Source organism: Chryseobacterium lathyri, assembly GCF_003290185.1.
Lineage (GTDB): Bacteria > Bacteroidota > Bacteroidia > Flavobacteriales > Weeksellaceae > Chryseobacterium > Chryseobacterium lathyri.
This window is the reverse complement of sequence record NZ_QNFY01000008.1, coordinates 128,435-144,837: the sequence shown is the minus strand read 5'-3', so window position 1 is coordinate 144,837 and position 16,403 is coordinate 128,435. Positions and strand designations below refer to the sequence as shown.

Below are 16,403 nucleotides of genomic sequence, written 5' to 3'. Positions count from 1 at the left end.
GGTTCATTATATTCGGAAAAATGGGCCGGGGCATTACTTTTTAACAAAACGATTGATCAAAATACAATCATAAATGAAAAAAATATATACAATTTTTGCCCTTTCAGCAGCATCTGTGGCTTTTTCACAGATTCAGAAAGTAGAACCTGCTTTTTGGTGGAAAGGAATGAAAAATCCTGAACTTCAGATCCTGGTATACGGAAAAGATATTGCCCAAAATGAAATTGAACTTTCCGACGGTATTCAGATAAAAGACTTAAAAAAAGTTGAAAATCCCAATTATGTTTTTGTAACAGTCAATACCAATGAGATCAATGTTCCGAAGTTTAAAATGAATCTCAAGAAAGGAAAGAAAAATATCAGCTCCTATACTTATGAGCTGAAACAAAGAGCGCCTGGATCCGCAGACCGCGAATCTTTTACTTCAAAAGATGTCATGTATCTTATCATGCCGGACCGTTTTGCTAACGGTGATGAAAAAAATGACTCCAGACCTGACCTTATTGAAAAAGCAGATCGTAGCTTACCGAACGGAAGGCATGGCGGAGATCTTCGTGGAATTATCAACAACCTTGATTATATCCAAAACCTTGGAGCCACATCTGTCTGGCTTACACCTGTCAATGAAGACAATGAAAAAGTATATTCCTATCACGGATATGCGCAAACTGATCTTTATAAAATAGATGGCCGCTACGGGACTAATGAAGAATACCGCGAACTTTCCCAGAAGCTGAACAAGCGGAATATGAAGCTGGTCATGGATTATGTAACCAACCATTGGGGAGTTTCTCACTGGATCATCAAAGACCTGCCTTCAAAAGACTGGATTCATTGGTTTGATGAAGGAAAAAATGGTTTTTACCGGTCCAATTACAAAACAACGACCCAGTTTGACACCAATGCCTCAGAAATTGATAAAAAATATGCACTGGATGGCTGGTTTGATACCACCATGCCGGATGTTAATCAAAAAAATCCATTGGTTTTAAAATACCTTACCCAAAATGCAATCTGGTGGATTGAATATGCCGAATTGGGTGGGCTGCGTGTAGATACCTATCCGTACAACGATAAAGAAGGCATGGCCAAATGGGCAAAAGCCATTACCGACGAATACCCAAAATTCAATATCGTAGGGGAAACATGGCTTAATACCGCAGGACAGATTTCTGCCTGGCAGAAAAACTCCAAAACCGGGGAAGCTGCGGGATACAATTCTAACCTGCCTTCCGTTATGGACTTTATGCTGTACGGTGATATGCCGAAAGCTATTAAAGAAAAAGAAAGCTGGGACACAGGAATGGTAAAGCTTTACAATGTTTTTACCAGCGACTTCCTGTATCCTGATATTAATAATCTTCTGGTCTTCTTTGAAAATCACGATACCGAAAGGTGGAATGAGATTTTTAATGCCGATCCCAAAGCCTACAAAATGGCATTGACCCTGATTTCTACGGTCAGAGGGATTCCACAGATCTATTACGGCTCAGAAGTAGGCATGAGAGGAGATAAAACTAAGGGAGGCGATGCAGATATCCGCAGGGATTTTCCTGGTGGGTGGAAATCGGATGCGCAGAATGCTTTCAATCCTTCATCACAGACTCCCGATCAGAAAGAATTTTATCAGTTTAGCCAAAAACTATTAAACTGGAGAAAAGGAAAAGAAGTGATTCATACGGGGAAAACTAAAAATTACGTTCCTCAGGATGGTGTATTTGTCTATTTCAGATATGATACCAAGGACAATGTAATGGTAGTTGTCAACAATAATGAAAAAGATCAGACATTAGATTTAAAACGTTTTGCAGAATCATTAAACGGTGTGACAAAGGGTAAAGACGTTATTTCAGGAAAGGAATTTCCTATGGAAAAAAGTCTCACTGTACCTGCAAAAACTCCAATGATTATCGAACTCTAAGATTAAATCAATGATACTATGAAAAAAATAAAAATTGTTTACACTTTAGCGCTTTTTATACTTGGTTTTATGGGAATACATGCCCAGTCCAACGGGACCAAATTTGAAAAAGACAAAACAGAAATAGGAACTATGCTGGACGGCTTTAATACTGCTGCAGCAAAAGCTGATTTCAATGCCTATTTTAACTACTTTGCAGACGAGTCCACGTTTATCGGAACTGATGCTACAGAAGTTTGGGATAAAAAAGCTTTTATGGTTTGGGCTAAACCTTATTTTGACAAAAAGAAAACCTGGAACTTCACTTCCCTTAAAAGAAACATCTATTTCAGCAAAGATGGTAAACTGGCATGGTTTGATGAGCTTCTGGATACCCAAATGAAAATCTGCAGAGGCTCAGGCGTTGTAGAAAAAATAAACGGAAGCTGGAAAGTAAAACAGTATGTACTTTCTGTAACTGTTCCGAATGATGTAGTTGATAAAGTGGTTGCAGAGAAGGCAGCCATTGAGAATACCTTAATCCAAGAATTAAAAAAACACTAATGAACCCTTCGCACAGTACTTTTACGAAAAAAATAAAACCGAATCTTTCCATGGCTCAGATCATCAATATGAGTATGGGATTTCTGGGAATCCAGATGGCTTTTGGTTTACAAAATGGTAATGCAAGCAGAATTCTCGCCAATTTCGGGGCGGATGTCCATGAACTATCCTGGTTCTGGCTCGTTGCACCAATCACAGGATTGATTGTTCAGCCGATTATTGGGCATATGGGAGACAATACCTGGAGTCCGCTCGGAAGAAGAAAGCCTTATTTTTTAATCGGGGCGGTTTTATGCGCAATAGGTTTGGTCATGCTTCCTAATGCGGCTTCTGCCACACAAATGTTGGCTGCCAATGTTTTGTTGATGGCGGTCATTTTCCTGGCTATGATGGATGCATCAATCAATGTGGCAATGGAACCTTTCCGTGCCCTGGTGGGAGATATGCTTCCGAAACACCAGGCAACCATTGGGTTTTCTGTTCAGACCATTTTAATAGGAATTGGGGCTGTTATAGGTTCTGATTTGCCGAACTGGCTGACAAAATTAGGAGTGTCAAATGTTGCTCCCAAAGGTTTTGTAGCAGACAATGTGATTTACTCTTTTTACATCGGGGCAGCAGTTTTAATTCTATCAATTTTATATACCATTATTACGACCAAAGAATATTCTCCGGAAGAGTTCGCATCATTTGAAGGCGGGAAACCCATTGTAAAAAATGAATCCAAATTCTCGGATATTTTTAAAGATTTCAGGAATGCACCCTCTCAAATGAAAAAACTGGGAATTGTTCAGTTCTTCTCATGGTTTGCATTATTTACCATGTGGGTTTTCACAACCAGTGCTCTGGCAACCCACCATTTCGGACTTTCTCCTGATGATACCCATTCAGTGGAATTTAATAAAGCCGGAGATCTGACGGGAAGTTTATTTGGAAGCTACAATTTCTATGCGATTTTCTTTGCATTTGCCCTGACTCCGATTGCTAAGTTTATTGGTAAAAAGCAAACCCACGCTTTAGCTTTGGCTTGTGGTGGATTAGGTCTTATTTCTATGTATTTTATCAAAGATATCCATAGCCTTTGGATTTCAATGATAGGATTAGGATTTGCCTGGGCAAGTATTCTTGCAATGCCTTATGCCATGCTGATTGATTCGATTCCACAAAAGAAAATGGGGGTTTATATGGGGATTTTCAATTTCTTCATTGTAATCCCGCAAATCATCAATGGTATTTTCGGAGGACCCATTGTAAGCAGTGTCTTTGGAAAGCAAGCCATAGATTATATTGTAGTCGGAGGTATCTGCATGCTAATCGGAGCTGTCCTTACAATGATTTTTGTAAAATCAGAAGATGAAACCCCTAAGGAAATAGAAGAGGAAATCCAGCAGGTACATTTTTAAAGGAAGAAGTTAGAAGCTAGAGGAAGAAGTTGGATGATGGAAGCACAGAAACCTCGAATGTCAGTCAATCATAATACAATTCAATAGAAGCGGGCTTTAGCCCGCTTTTTCAATTAATGCCATCACCAAAGGGCTTTAGCCAAAATTTAATGATCTAAATATTTAATTTTGCTAATGGTTTAAAAATGAAATTATCAATGACAAATTGCAAAAATTCACCATGATAATTCACGATTTACGCCAAAGCACTTTCAATAGCTGCAACTGCCTTTGAAAAATTCTCCTCTTTTAATTGAGGAACCATCATTCCCTGAGATTTGAAAACTTCTACATCTGTAATCCCGATGAATCCAAATAAAGTTCTTAAATAATGCTCCATATTCTCAATGAGTCCGTTTTCATACACTCCGCCGATGGCAAAATTTAAAAACAGTTTTTTGTTTTGTAAAAGACCTTTTGGTGTTCCGTCTGCATACGAAAATGTTTTCCCGGCAACCGCAATGCTGTCGATCCATGATTTTAACGTGGATGGAAAAGTAAAGTTGTAAAAAGGAACACCAATTACAATAATATCAGCTTCCTGGATTTCTTTTAATGATTCGTCAGAATATTTTGAGGCTTCCTTCTGTTCATCATTCCTTTCTTCATCCGGAATTCTGGAGGCACTGAAATGATGAATTTCCAGATGGGGAATCGGGTTTAAAGCCAGATCACGGATTACCACTTTGCTGTTTGGGTCTTTATCCAATAACTGATTAATTACAGCTTGAGAAAGCTTATTGCTTACAGAGTTTTCTCCGCTGATGCTCGTTTGGATATTTAAAATATTTGCCATTTTGTTTTGAATTTTTTCGTTTTTATGAATGACAAAATTATTGTAAATTTACTTTCCAAAGTATAGCAGTTACCTAAAGGAAAGTGAAAAAATGGAAAAGCAACATAATCATAAAGATTGCATGCAGGCGTTAAAACCTGTCCGCGATACCCTGGATGTTATTAATGGGAAATGGAAATTACAAATTATCATTTCTTTGAATGCAGGAAATAAGCGTTTTACTGAAATTGAAAGAAGCATTCCGAAACTGACCTCAAAAGTTTTAGCCAAAGAACTAAAAGAGCTCGAACAAAACGGGTTAGTTGAAAGAATAGTTAAGGATACCTATCCGGTAAGTATAGAATACTATCCCACACAATATACCAGTACACTACACCCTGTTGTGGAATCTCTGAAAGATTGGGGCGAAAATCACCGCAAACATATTTTCGGAACTCCAGTAGAGACAGAAAAATTGAAATAAATACTAATAATATTAAATTAAGCATGTCAGTAAAGGCTTTAGCTCAAATATTAGATTTCAAAACTAGTTTATATCCTCAGTCAATTTGTCTTGGATAAAATCTTTATGCCTCAAGTTTGTGCCATTGTATTAACAGAAAAACACTTCTGCCACAGCCCAGATCCTTTCTTAACCTACATCAACAGTTTCAAAGGCTCTCATCCCTTACATTTGTACCATAAATAATCACGTATGAAAACAGTATATCATAAAGCAGATTCAAGAGGCCACGCAGATCACGGCTGGCTAAACAGCTACCATACATTCAGTTTTGCTAATTATCAGAACAAGGACAGAATGAACTTTGGAGCATTGAGAGTATTAAACGACGATACCGTTTCGCAGGGAATGGGATTTGGGACACATCCTCACAGAGATATGGAAATTATTTCGATTCCTTTGGAAGGAGATCTGGAACATAAAGATTCAATGGGAACCACTGCCGTTATCAAAAAAGGAGAGATCCAGGTAATGAGTGCAGGAACCGGTGTAATGCACAGCGAATACAATAAAAACAAAGATGAAGCCGTAAAGTTTCTGCAGATCTGGATTTTTCCTAAAGAACTGAATGTTGAGCCACGCTATGATCAGAAAAGCATCAAAGAGGGAGAAAAAATCAATGGATTCCAGCAGATCTTATCGCCGAATAAAAATGATGACGGAGTTTGGATCCATCAGGATGCATGGTTTAATCTGGCTAATTTTAAGGCAGGAAATGGCAAAAACTATATGCTCAATAAAAAAGGAAATGGGGTATATGCCTTCGTTTTAAAAGGAAGCGCTAAAGTAGGAGACAGAATTTTGAATGAAAGAGACGGATTGGGAATCTGGGACACTCAGAGCTTTAATATTGAAGCAATAGAAGACGCTGAGATCTTATTAATGGAAGTACCGATGGAATTGCCGGCTTATTTAAAATAACAAATAGAACACAGTATATAAAAATAGATAATAATGAAAGTTTTAGCAATAGCAGGAAGCAATTCGGATGCTTCAATGAACAGACAGTTAGTAGCTTACGCATCATCGCTTTTTGAAAATGCAGAAGTAGAAGTAGTAGATCTTAATCCTTTCGAAATGCCGATCTATAAGCACGAAAGAGAATTGGCAGGTGGCGTTCCCCAGGAAGCCCATGATTTTGCATCAAAAATTGATGGAGCTAATCTTCTTTTGGTCTCATTACCTGAACATAACGGAACTTACTCTACAGCGTTCAAAAATGTGTTCGACTGGGTATCCAGAATCAAAGACAGAACCGTATGGAATGAAGTACCGATGTTACTAATGTCAACCTCTCCGGGAGGCCGAGGAGGAGCCGGAGTTTTAGATGCTGCATCCAAGCGTTTCCCTTTTCACGGAGGAAATATTGTAGAAACTTTTTCACTTCCTTTCTTTAATGACAACTTTGATAAAGCGGCTCAGAAGATTTCTAATGAAGAGAAAGACAGCGAATTAAAAGAAAAAATAAAGAAGATTGCAGCCATTGAAATCATCCTTGAAAAATAGAATTTGAATATTAATTTAAAATTACTATTTTTGCAAAAAGAAAAAAGATGAAAATTCAGACCACTTTTAAAGAATGTTTCTCAGAGAAAGGGAAAACTGTGGACTCTGAAATTCTGAGATAAAATAACGGCCGATAATCTACCAAGATTGTCGGCTTTTTTATTTTCTAAAATCGATATAAAAAGTAATTATAGAAATAAAATGTACCAATATACCAATGTATCAATATACCAGTTTTTTGGTTTTCCCAACAAGATGATTGTTACATTGTTAAACTGATACATTGCTACATTAATAAAAATTATTAAACATGAGCAACACTTACAAATCAGCAGGCGTAGACAAAGAAGAAGGATACAAAACGGTTGATAAGATCAAAAAAGCGGTAGGCGAAACCCACAACTCAAATGTATTGAACCATTTGGGAAGTTTTGGAGCTTTCTATGAGATCGGAGGATATAAAAACCCTGTGCTGGTTTCAGGAACAGACGGAGTGGGGACCAAGCTGAAAGTAGCTTTGGATACCAAACAGTATGACTCTATCGGTATCGACTGCTTCGCCATGTGTGCCAATGATATCCTTTGCCACGGTGCAAAACCATTATTTTTCTTAGATTATCTAGCTTGCGGTAAGCTTGATTCAGAAATTGCTGCTGAAATCGTTCTTGGAATGGTGAAAGCATGTAAGGACAACAATTGCGCATTGATTGGTGGTGAAACTGCTGAAATGCCGGGAATGTACCAGCCCGGAGATTATGATGTTGCCGGATTCTGTGTAGGAATTGTAGAAAAAGATCAGATCATTGATGGTTCTACTATTAAAGCAGGAAACAAGATCATTGCTCTGCCAAGCTCAGGATTCCACTCCAACGGATTTTCATTGGTAAGAAAAGTGTTCCCTAACTTCGAAGAAGAGTTTGAAGGAAAACCTTTATACGAGACTCTTTTAGTACCTACAAGATTATATTATAAAGATATCCACAAAGTATTGGAAGAAGTAAAAGTTTCCGGTATTGCCCACATTACAGGTGGTGGTCTTTATGAAAATGTTCCAAGAATTATTCCTGAAGGATTATGTGCTTCTATTGATGCTGCTAAAATCAAAATTCCTAGTGTGATGCTTGAATTGGAAAAAAGAGGTGGAGTATCCCGTGAAGAAATGTTCGGAACCTTCAATATGGGTGTAGGGATGATTATCGTTGCAGATTCAGACCATGCTGAAAAAATATTGCATCTTTTAGATGATGCGTACGAAATCGGGGAAATTACAGCAGGAACCGAGAAGATTAATTTAGCAATATAACAATTGGTCAATGTACCAGTGTACCAATTAAATTCATTGTTACATTGTTAGACTGATACATTGTTACATTAACAACATGAAAAATATCGTTATACTCGTTTCAGGCTCAGGGACCAATCTGCAGAGAATCATAGATACCATTGAGAGCGGAGAAATCCAGAATGCAAAAATATCTTTAGTGGTGGCAGACAGAGAATGTTACGGACTTGAAAGAGCGAAAAATCATCATATAGAAAATGTTCTGATCCCAAGAGGAAAGAACTTCAGCAGTGAATTGGGAAATGTGATACCGAAAGATACAGATCTGATTGTATTGGCAGGATTCTTATCTATCCTGAAACCAGAATTCTGTGAGAACTGGACCGGAAAGATTATTAATATCCACCCGGCACTGCTTCCGAAATTCGGAGGAAAAGGAATGTGGGGAATGCACGTTCACCATGCAGTTATTGAAGCCAAAGAAAAAATAAGTGGAGCAACAGTACATTTTGTGACCCCGGGAATTGATGAAGGTGAGGCTATTCTTCAAAAATCTTTTGAAGTAACAGCAGAAGATACTCCGGAAACCATAGCAGAGAAAGTTCACCATATTGAATATGAGATATTTCCAAAAGCCATCAATAAAGTTTTAGGAAATTAAATAATAATGTGTCAATATAACAATGTACCAGTGTACCAATTGAATTCATTGTTACATTGCTAGACTGATACATTGCTACATTAAAAGAAATCTAAGTAAATAAAAGTAAGACCGGGGGTGAAAGACCGGGCTACAGTTTGAAATAGCTGTAAAAAGTAAAAAATTGAAAGTAAAATGAGTAAAAAGAGAGTTTTAATCAGTGTTTCTGACAAAAGCGGATTGATCGAGTTCGCCCAGTTCTTGGAAGCCCGGAATTATGAGTTGATTTCTACAGGAGGAACGTTCAAACATTTGAAAGATGCTGGTTTAAATCCGATTCAGATCGATGAGGTAACCAATTTCCCTGAAATGCTGGACGGAAGAGTGAAAACCCTTCACCCTAAAGTACACGGAGGTCTTTTAGCAGTTCGTTCCAATGAAGAGCATATGAAAACCGTTCAGGAACATGGAATTGACCTGATCGACATGGTAATCGTAAACCTTTATCCTTTCTTTGAAAATGTGAACAAAGACATTTCTTTACATGAGAAAGTAGAGTTTATCGACATCGGAGGTCCTTCAATGCTTCGTTCTGCAGCTAAAAACTTTGATTCTGTTACCGTAATTACCGATGTGGAAGACTATGCAACGGTAAGGCTTGAAATGGAACAGAACGGTGATACCTACATCGAAACACGTAAAAAGCTTGCAGGAAAAGTATTCAACCTTACTTCAGCTTACGACGGGGCTATTTCAAGAATGCTTTTAGATGAAGAATATCCTACCTATCTTAATGCTTCATACAAAAAAGCATCTGATTTAAGATATGGTGAAAACCCTCATCAAACTGCTGCTTATTACGTTTCTACGTTTGAGAACGGTGCGATGAAAGATTTCGAACAGCTGGGTGGTAAAGAACTTTCTTTCAACAACCTTCGTGATATGGACCTTTGCTGGAAAGTAGTTACGGAGTTTAAAGAAGAAATGGCATGTTGTGCAGTGAAGCATTCTACACCTTGTGGCGTAGCAATCGGAACTTCAGCTTTAGAAACTTACCAAAAGACTTTCGAATGTGACCCGGTTTCTATTTTTGGCGGAATTGTTGCAATGAACTACAAAATCGATGCAGCAACAGCTGAAGAACTGAACAAAACGTTCCTTGAGATCGTAATGGCTCCGGAATTTGATGAAGAAGCTCTTGAAGTTTTAAGAAAAAAGAAAAACCTTAGAATTATAAAAATCGTTAACCCTGTTTCTGACAAACAGACCTGGGTGAAGATCGACGGTGGTATTCTTGTTCAGGATAATGACAATCATTTCTCTGACGATATTAAAGTGGTAACTGAGGTACAGCCTTCCGAAGAGCAGAAAAAAGCCCTTCTTTTCTCCCAGAGAGTGGTGAAGTATGTAAAATCAAATGCGATTGTTGTTTCCAATGGTATCCAGGCCTTCGGAATTGGTGGCGGACAGGTGAACAGAATCTGGGCTACTGAACAGGCCATCGAAAGAGCCAAAGAAAAATTCACAGGAGATCTTGTTTTGGCTTCTGATGCATTTTTCCCGTTCCGTGACGTGGTAGATTTCTGCGCCAAAGAAGGAATTAAAGCCATCATCCAGCCAGGCGGAAGTGTAAAAGATCAGGACAGTATTGAAGCTGCCAATGAGCACGGTATCCCAATGATGTTTACCGGGATTAGACACTTTTTACATTAATTAAAATAGAATTAAAAAATAATTTGAGATTGTATTTATAGCATTCAAAATTATATATTTGTAAAATAGACTAGATAATAAATAAAGTATGAGAATATTAATCATAGGTGAAGGCGGTAGAGAATCTGCTTTAGCAGCAAAGCTTCAGAATGACCCAAGAATTTCTAAAATGTTTTTTGCTAACGGTAATGCTACCACCGATGTAATAGGGAAAAATGTTCATTTATCAGAGATCAAAGAACTAAGAGATTTCGCCATTAAAGAAAAGATAGATCTTACCATCGTAGGTCCGGAAGCCCCTCTTGTAGCAGGTCTGAAGGATGAATTCAAAAAGCACGATCTTAAAGTTTTCGGTCCCAACCAAAAAGTAGCAAGCCTGGAAGGAAGTAAGGCTTTCTCTAAGAAGTTTATGCAGACCTATGATATCAAAACAGCTAAAGCTGTAGTATTTGATTCATACAATGATGCTAAAGAATATGTTCAGACACAGCAGTATCCTTTAGTGGTTAAGGCGAGTGGTCTTGCAGGCGGAAAAGGTGTGGTTATTTGCGACAACATTGAAGAAGCTGAGGCTACAATCCACGACTTCATGATCAGAAGAATTTATGGAGATGCAGGAATCCGTCTGGTTATTGAAGAATATTTAGAAGGTTTTGAAGCTTCAATCATTGCATTCTCAAACGGTGAAAAGATTTTCCCTTGTATCGCTGCAAAAGATTACAAAAAAGCAGGAAACGGTGACACAGGACCAAATACCGGTGGTATGGGATCTGTAGCGCCAAGCCCTGATTTTACTCAGGAGCACTATGCTGATTTTGAAAAAAATATCTTACAAACTACCATTAACGGTCTGAAAGGAGAAGGATTCAGCTTTAAAGGAATCATTTTCTTCGGATTAATGGTTACTAAGAACGGAACGTATCTTCTTGAATACAACATGAGATTCGGAGATCCTGAAACTCAGGTATTGATGGCATTAATGGAGAACAATCTTCTTGATGTGATCCAGGACTGCATGGAAGGAAAAGATATCCAGCTTAAATTTAAAGACGAAAAAGCAGTATGCCTTGTGATGTGTTCAGGAGGTTATCCTAGAAACATCGAAACAGGCTACGAAATTGTAGGCGAAGACAAGATGAAACATTCTAAGCTTCTCTATGCCGGGGCTATAAGAAAAGGCGACAAAGTGGTTTCCAACGGCGGACGTGTTCTGAACGTGGTAGCTACCGGAGCTACTTACGACGATGCCCGCAAAAAGGTGTACGAAGATGCAGCCCACATTCATTTCGATTACGGATTCTACAGAGAAGACATCGGAAAGTTTTAAAATAAATCACGAAAAAAGATTTGGAACATTTCCAAGTCTTTTTTTGTAAAACAATTAAGTAAGCAATAGGCTTTAGACCTATTATAATAAAAAAAGCTTACTGCCTCGGGCTTATTGCCTGAAGCTTTTAAATCATCATTTATCAATCATCAATTATCATTTATAAAATGAACAACGGTATTATCATATTAGATTTCGGATCACAGTACAACCAGCTTATCGGAAGAAGAATCCGTGAGATGGGTGTATATTCTGAAATCCTTCCTTTTAACACACCTTTACAGGATATTTTAGCAAAACAACCCAAAGGAATTATCCTTTCCGGAGGACCAAGCTCTGTGAACGCAGAAAATGCCCACCTGGTTGAAAAAGAACTGTATGAGCAAGGAATTCCTGTTTTGGGAATTTGCTACGGGATGCAGCTTACAGCACATCTTTTAGGTGGAAAAGTAAACAAAGGTGAAAAAGGAGAGTACGGAAAAGCCCATTTGGATATCATTAAAGAAAGTTCTTTACTCAAAGGAGTTACTCAGAATTCTATCGTATGGATGAGTCACTTTGATGAAGTAGGAGCATTGCCTGCCGGTTTTGAATTGAATGCAAAATCAGGAGTAATGGCTTCTATGTCCAATGAAGACAGAAAAATCTACTGCGTTCAGTTCCATCCGGAAGTTTCTCACACAGAAGAAGGCGGAAAAATGCTTGAAAACTTTGTTTTTGCCATTTGTAATGCTGAGAAAAACTGGAAACTGACCAATTATATCGAAAAAACAGTTGAAGAGATCCGCGAAAAAGTAGGAGACAGCAGAGTAATCCTTGGACTTTCAGGAGGGGTTGATTCTTCTGTAGCTGCAGTGTTAATTCACAAAGCAATTGGAGATCAGCTGACTTGTATCTTTGTTGATACGGGCTTATTGAGAAAAGACGAGGGCCAGAAAGTAATGGACAACTATGGAGAACATTTCCATATGAACATTAAAATGGTGGATGCTAAAGAAAGATTCCTTACCAAACTGGCAGGAGTAGATGATCCTGAACAGAAAAGAAAAATCATCGGAAACGAGTTTATTCATGTTTTTGATGAAGAATCCCATAAAATTGAAGGTGCTAAATTCTTAGCTCAGGGAACCATTTATCCTGACGTTATCGAAAGCCAGTCTGTAAACGGACCGTCTGCAGTAATCAAGTCACACCACAATGTAGGAGGACTTCCTGAAGATATGGAATTCGAATTATTGGAGCCGTTAAGAGAGCTTTTCAAAGATGAAGTAAGAAAAGTAGGTGAGGAGCTAGGTATTCCGCATCATTTGGTACACAGACATCCTTTCCCGGGTCCTGGATTAGGAATCAGAGTATTGGGAGCTGTAGATGCGGATAAAGTAAGAATCCTTCAGGAAGCTGATGATATTTTCATTGAGGAATTATATAAAAACGATCTTTATGAAAAAGTATCCCAGGCTTTCGTAGTCCTTCTTCCTGTAAAATCAGTAGGAGTAATGGGAGACGAAAGAACGTACGAATACACAGCAGTAGTTCGTTCTGCCAACACCATCGATTTTATGACGGCAACATGGAGCAGACTTCCTTACGAGTTCTTAGATACTGTTTCAAGTAGAATCATCAACGAAGTAAGAGGAATCAACAGAGTAGCTTACGATATTTCAAGCAAACCACCTGCAACCATTGAGTGGGAGTAATTTTTTGACTTGAATTAATAATATAAATCCTGCCCGTTTCGGGTGGGATTTTTTGTTAAAACTGTTTTAATGAAAAAATGATCAGTAAAATATTTAAAGCAATTAATAAGCAAGGTTGTCATCTTTTCCTAAAATTTCAGCTACCAAATTTTTATTAATCCGGCATGCTCGCGTGGCCCTTCAATAATCAGCATTAGAGTATCTTTTAAATAAGGAGTTTTTGAATACCCCCAGACAACATCAGAACTGTCTAATTTTTTTACACTATCCTCAGTAAAACGCAGAACAATAGAATCTTTTAAATTCCTTTCATAGCAGATATTGTAGGGATAGGAAGAGTTTTGGATAATTCTGGTATCTTCTGAAAAATGCTTACCATATTTAAATCCCTTTTCAAGATAAGGTGTAAAACGGAAATTTTTAAAACCAGCAGAATCTATAATTTTATAATTCAATTGTTTTATAAAAATATTCCTGTTTTTAGACATTTGTATACTATCTGTTCCGTGTCTATATTTCCATTTACTATAACCATACCAGCCAATATAATTAGAAGCAAACGGTAGAAATATATAAACAAAGAATAATATACTTATTGTACCTATGATTAAGTATTTGAAACCTTTCTTCATCATTTAAATGGACTGATTTGTCTTTTTTTTCCTAAATTTAAGTAAAATTACGTCAAATGCAAATAGAAACAAGAGCCCTGACGCTTCAGGATTATGATGAACTGGTAGTAACAATGAAACGCGCGTATCCGCAGATGTCTGAATCTATTTGGTCTAAAAAGAGCATTGAAAAGCTCACCAGAATATTCCCCAAAGGTCAGATCTGCATCACAGTAGATGGAAAACTGGCTGCTGTAGCACTTTCCATTATTGTGAATTATGACGAATTCGGAGACGATCATACCTATGTCGATATTACAGGGAATTATACCTTCAATACCCATCTTTCCACAGGAAATGTACTCTATGGGATTGAAGTTTTTGTAGACCCCGAATTCCGCGAGCTGCGTCTGGGAAGAAGATTGTATGATGCCAGAAAAGAATTATGTGAACTGCTTAATCTCAAATCCATCATTTTGGGTGGAAGAATCCCGAACTATCATAAATACAGCGACGAGCTCTCCCCGAGAGAATACATCAGAAGAGTAAGAGATAAGGAAATTTACGATCCCGTACTGTCTTTTCAGCTTTCCAATAATTTCCTTCCGATAAAGATTCTTAAAAAATACCTTCCCGAAGATGAATCCTCTCTGGAAAATGCCGTTTTGCTGCAATGGAATAACATCTACTACAGCAAAAAGCCAAACACCATGCAGGATAGCATTATCCGTCTTGGACTGGTACAGTGGCAGATGAGGCATTTTAAAAATATCGATGCATTTTATGAGCAGGTAGAGTTTTTTGTCAATGTAATGGGTGATTATAAATCCGATTTTGTTCTTTTCCCGGAACTGTTCAATACCCCGTTGCTGGCGCCGTTCAATAAGCTTTCAGAAAGAGACAGTATGATAGAGCTGGCTAAATTAAGTGAGGATATTAAGAATAAAATCTCCGAACTGGCCATCAGCTACAACGTCAATATTATTTCCGGAAGTATGCCTGTTTTTGATCATGATCATAACGATTTGTATAACGTGAGTTATCTGCTTCACCGTGACGGCCGGATCGATGAATACCGGAAGATCCACATCACTCCGAATGAAAGAAAATATTACGGAATGAAAGGCGGAAATGAGATCCGGGTTTTCGATACCGACTGTGGAAAAATTGGCCTTGTCATCTGTTATGATGTAGAATTTCCCGAGCTGCCGAGAATATTGGCAGATCAGGGCATGAAAATCCTTTTTGTACCTTATCTTACCGATACCCAGAATGCTTATATCAGGGTACGGCACTGTGCAGCAGCAAGAGCTATTGAAAATGAATGTTACGTCGCTATCGCCGGTTGCGTAGGGAATCTTCCGGGAGTAAACAATATGGATATCCAGTTTGGGCAGGCTGCCGTATTTACCCCTTCAGATTTTGCCTTTCCTTCCAATGCAATAAAAGGGGAAGCAACTCCCAATACAGAAATGACCCTTATTGTAGATGTGGATCTGAATCTGCTTAAAGATCTTCATCATAACGGCTCTGTTCAGGTAATGAATGACCGCAGAAAAGATCTGTATGAAACCTATCTTAAATAAGAAAATTATAATTTAAGAAAAAATATCCTATTCAATTGAATAGGATATTTTATTAGCATTAATTGAAGTAAGAAGAGCTGAATTTCATCAGCTCTATGCTTAAAATAGATTCTTTTTTTACAAATACTGAGGGCATACCACGGCAGGGCAGATCAGTCTTGGACATCTTGGTCTTCCGTCAGTAGGACAACATTCATTTGAACAGTTTCCGATAATAATACCGCTTCCATTGATTCCTTTTAATTGCTCCCTTGAAAGTTTGTTGTTACGTAAATTTTTCATTTTTTAATATTTTATAGGTTAGTTTGATAGGTATAAAGATAAAAAAATCCATTAAATAACACCAGGAATGTAATTTTTTTTTCTTTTAGCATTTCCAGGGATTTGAAAAAAATCAGTTAAGAATATATATTTTTTTTGAGGATATTCTTAAAATTTACTATCTTCACTGATCAATTTAAATAAAATATAATGACAGGAACAGTAAAATGGTTTAACGAAACAAAAGGTTTTGGTTTTATTACACCAGACGGAGGCGGAAACGATATTTTTTGCCATCATTCAGCCATTCAGTCTTCAGGCCTTAGATCTCTAAAAGAAGGACAGGCAGTAGAATTTGAGATTAAAGAAGGTAAAAAAGGACCTGAAGCAGACAATGTTAAAGTAGTAGGATAATCACTTATTAAGATATTGTTTAAAATAAGCTGCCATTTCAGGCGGCTTTTTTTATGGATTTTGGGCTTGAAAAATTTGTTCGATGCAAAATGCCATTTGGCTGAACAGTGCTTAAACGGTAACTTAATTTAAAAGAGAGTTTATCTGTTTAACCCTACGATT

Annotated in this window: 16 protein-coding genes; 13 read left to right on the top strand and 3 right to left on the bottom strand. The window is 37.7% G+C overall.

The genetic code is table 11. The features are described from left to right. The first annotated feature begins 73 nt into the window (after positions 1-73). The 3 genes from DRF61_RS12990 to DRF61_RS12980 are packed head-to-tail and all read left to right on the top strand — an operon-like array spanning position 74 to position 3,867. Positions 74-1,921, top strand: coding sequence for a glycoside hydrolase family 13 protein (locus DRF61_RS12990; RefSeq protein ID WP_111957683.1), 1,848 nt, complete (start codon positions 74-76; stop codon positions 1,919-1,921). 18 nt (positions 1,922-1,939) lie between these two features. Next, positions 1,940-2,464, top strand: a complete 525-nt coding sequence (locus tag DRF61_RS12985) for a nuclear transport factor 2 family protein (protein WP_111957681.1) — start codon at positions 1,940-1,942, stop codon at positions 2,462-2,464. Further along, the gene (locus DRF61_RS12980; RefSeq protein WP_111957679.1) at positions 2,464-3,867 is read left to right on the top strand and encodes an MFS transporter; all 1,404 of its coding nucleotides are present in this window, start codon (positions 2,464-2,466) and stop codon (positions 3,865-3,867) included. The genes DRF61_RS12985 and DRF61_RS12980 overlap by 1 nt, the downstream gene beginning before the upstream one ends. Before the next feature lie 235 nt (positions 3,868-4,102). On the opposite strand, the gene DRF61_RS12975 is transcribed toward DRF61_RS12980, so the two are convergent. Beyond that, positions 4,103-4,702 carry an FMN-dependent NADH-azoreductase gene (locus DRF61_RS12975; RefSeq protein ID WP_111957677.1) on the bottom strand — a complete coding sequence of 200 codons (600 nt, stop codon included), beginning with the start codon at positions 4,700-4,702 and terminating at the stop codon, positions 4,103-4,105. A gap of 91 nt (positions 4,703-4,793) precedes the next feature. Here DRF61_RS12975 and DRF61_RS12970 point away from each other — a divergent pair, with 91 nt between their 5' ends. From DRF61_RS12970 to guaA, 8 genes are all read left to right on the top strand, one after another. Next, positions 4,794-5,165, top strand: coding sequence for a winged helix-turn-helix transcriptional regulator (locus tag DRF61_RS12970; RefSeq protein WP_111957675.1), 372 nt, complete (start codon positions 4,794-4,796; stop codon positions 5,163-5,165). A 231-nt stretch (positions 5,166-5,396) separates the two neighbouring features. Next, on the top strand, positions 5,397-6,125 hold the full coding sequence (locus tag DRF61_RS12965) for a pirin family protein (RefSeq protein ID WP_111957673.1): 729 nt from the start codon (positions 5,397-5,399) through the stop codon (positions 6,123-6,125). Positions 6,126-6,158: 33 nt separating this feature from the next. Beyond that, positions 6,159-6,710, top strand: a complete 552-nt coding sequence (locus DRF61_RS12960) for an NADPH-dependent FMN reductase (protein ID WP_111957671.1) — start codon at positions 6,159-6,161, stop codon at positions 6,708-6,710. Between the two features lie 310 nt (positions 6,711-7,020). Further along, a complete protein-coding gene (purM, locus tag DRF61_RS12955; RefSeq protein ID WP_111957669.1) occupies positions 7,021-8,013 on the top strand; it encodes a phosphoribosylformylglycinamidine cyclo-ligase in 993 nt (330 codons plus the stop codon). A 76-nt stretch (positions 8,014-8,089) separates the two neighbouring features. Further along, positions 8,090-8,653, top strand: coding sequence for a phosphoribosylglycinamide formyltransferase (gene purN, locus DRF61_RS12950; RefSeq protein WP_111957667.1), 564 nt, complete (start codon positions 8,090-8,092; stop codon positions 8,651-8,653). Between the two features lie 174 nt (positions 8,654-8,827). Further along, a complete protein-coding gene (purH, locus tag DRF61_RS12945) occupies positions 8,828-10,345 on the top strand; it encodes a bifunctional phosphoribosylaminoimidazolecarboxamide formyltransferase/IMP cyclohydrolase (RefSeq protein ID WP_111957665.1) in 1,518 nt (505 codons plus the stop codon). A gap of 88 nt (positions 10,346-10,433) precedes the next feature. Beyond that, positions 10,434-11,672 (top strand): phosphoribosylamine--glycine ligase, encoded by a 1,239-nt coding sequence (gene purD, locus DRF61_RS12940; RefSeq protein WP_111957663.1) that lies wholly within the window; start codon positions 10,434-10,436, stop codon positions 11,670-11,672. A gap of 167 nt (positions 11,673-11,839) precedes the next feature. Continuing rightward, positions 11,840-13,369 (top strand): glutamine-hydrolyzing GMP synthase, encoded by a 1,530-nt coding sequence (gene guaA, locus DRF61_RS12935; RefSeq protein ID WP_111957661.1) that lies wholly within the window; start codon positions 11,840-11,842, stop codon positions 13,367-13,369. Positions 13,370-13,509: 140 nt separating this feature from the next. Here the strand turns inward: guaA and DRF61_RS12930 are convergent, their stop codons facing one another. After that, positions 13,510-14,004: a hypothetical protein gene (locus tag DRF61_RS12930; RefSeq protein ID WP_157963384.1), complete on the bottom strand. Its 495-nt coding sequence runs from the start codon at positions 14,002-14,004 to the stop codon at positions 13,510-13,512. Between the two features lie 53 nt (positions 14,005-14,057). Here DRF61_RS12930 and DRF61_RS12925 point away from each other — a divergent pair, with 53 nt between their 5' ends. Beyond that, positions 14,058-15,566 (top strand): carbon-nitrogen hydrolase family protein, encoded by a 1,509-nt coding sequence (locus DRF61_RS12925; RefSeq protein WP_111957657.1) that lies wholly within the window; start codon positions 14,058-14,060, stop codon positions 15,564-15,566. Positions 15,567-15,683: 117 nt separating this feature from the next. Here DRF61_RS12925 and DRF61_RS22800 read toward each other — a convergent pair whose 3' ends face one another. Then, complete coding sequence (locus tag DRF61_RS22800; protein ID WP_167409427.1) at positions 15,684-15,848, bottom strand: hypothetical protein; 165 nt, start codon at positions 15,846-15,848, stop codon at positions 15,684-15,686. A gap of 189 nt (positions 15,849-16,037) precedes the next feature. Between DRF61_RS22800 and DRF61_RS12920 the strand changes: the two genes are divergently transcribed. Then, positions 16,038-16,241 (top strand): cold-shock protein, encoded by a 204-nt coding sequence (locus DRF61_RS12920; RefSeq protein ID WP_167409426.1) that lies wholly within the window; start codon positions 16,038-16,040, stop codon positions 16,239-16,241. Positions 16,242-16,403: the final 162 nt, after the last annotated feature.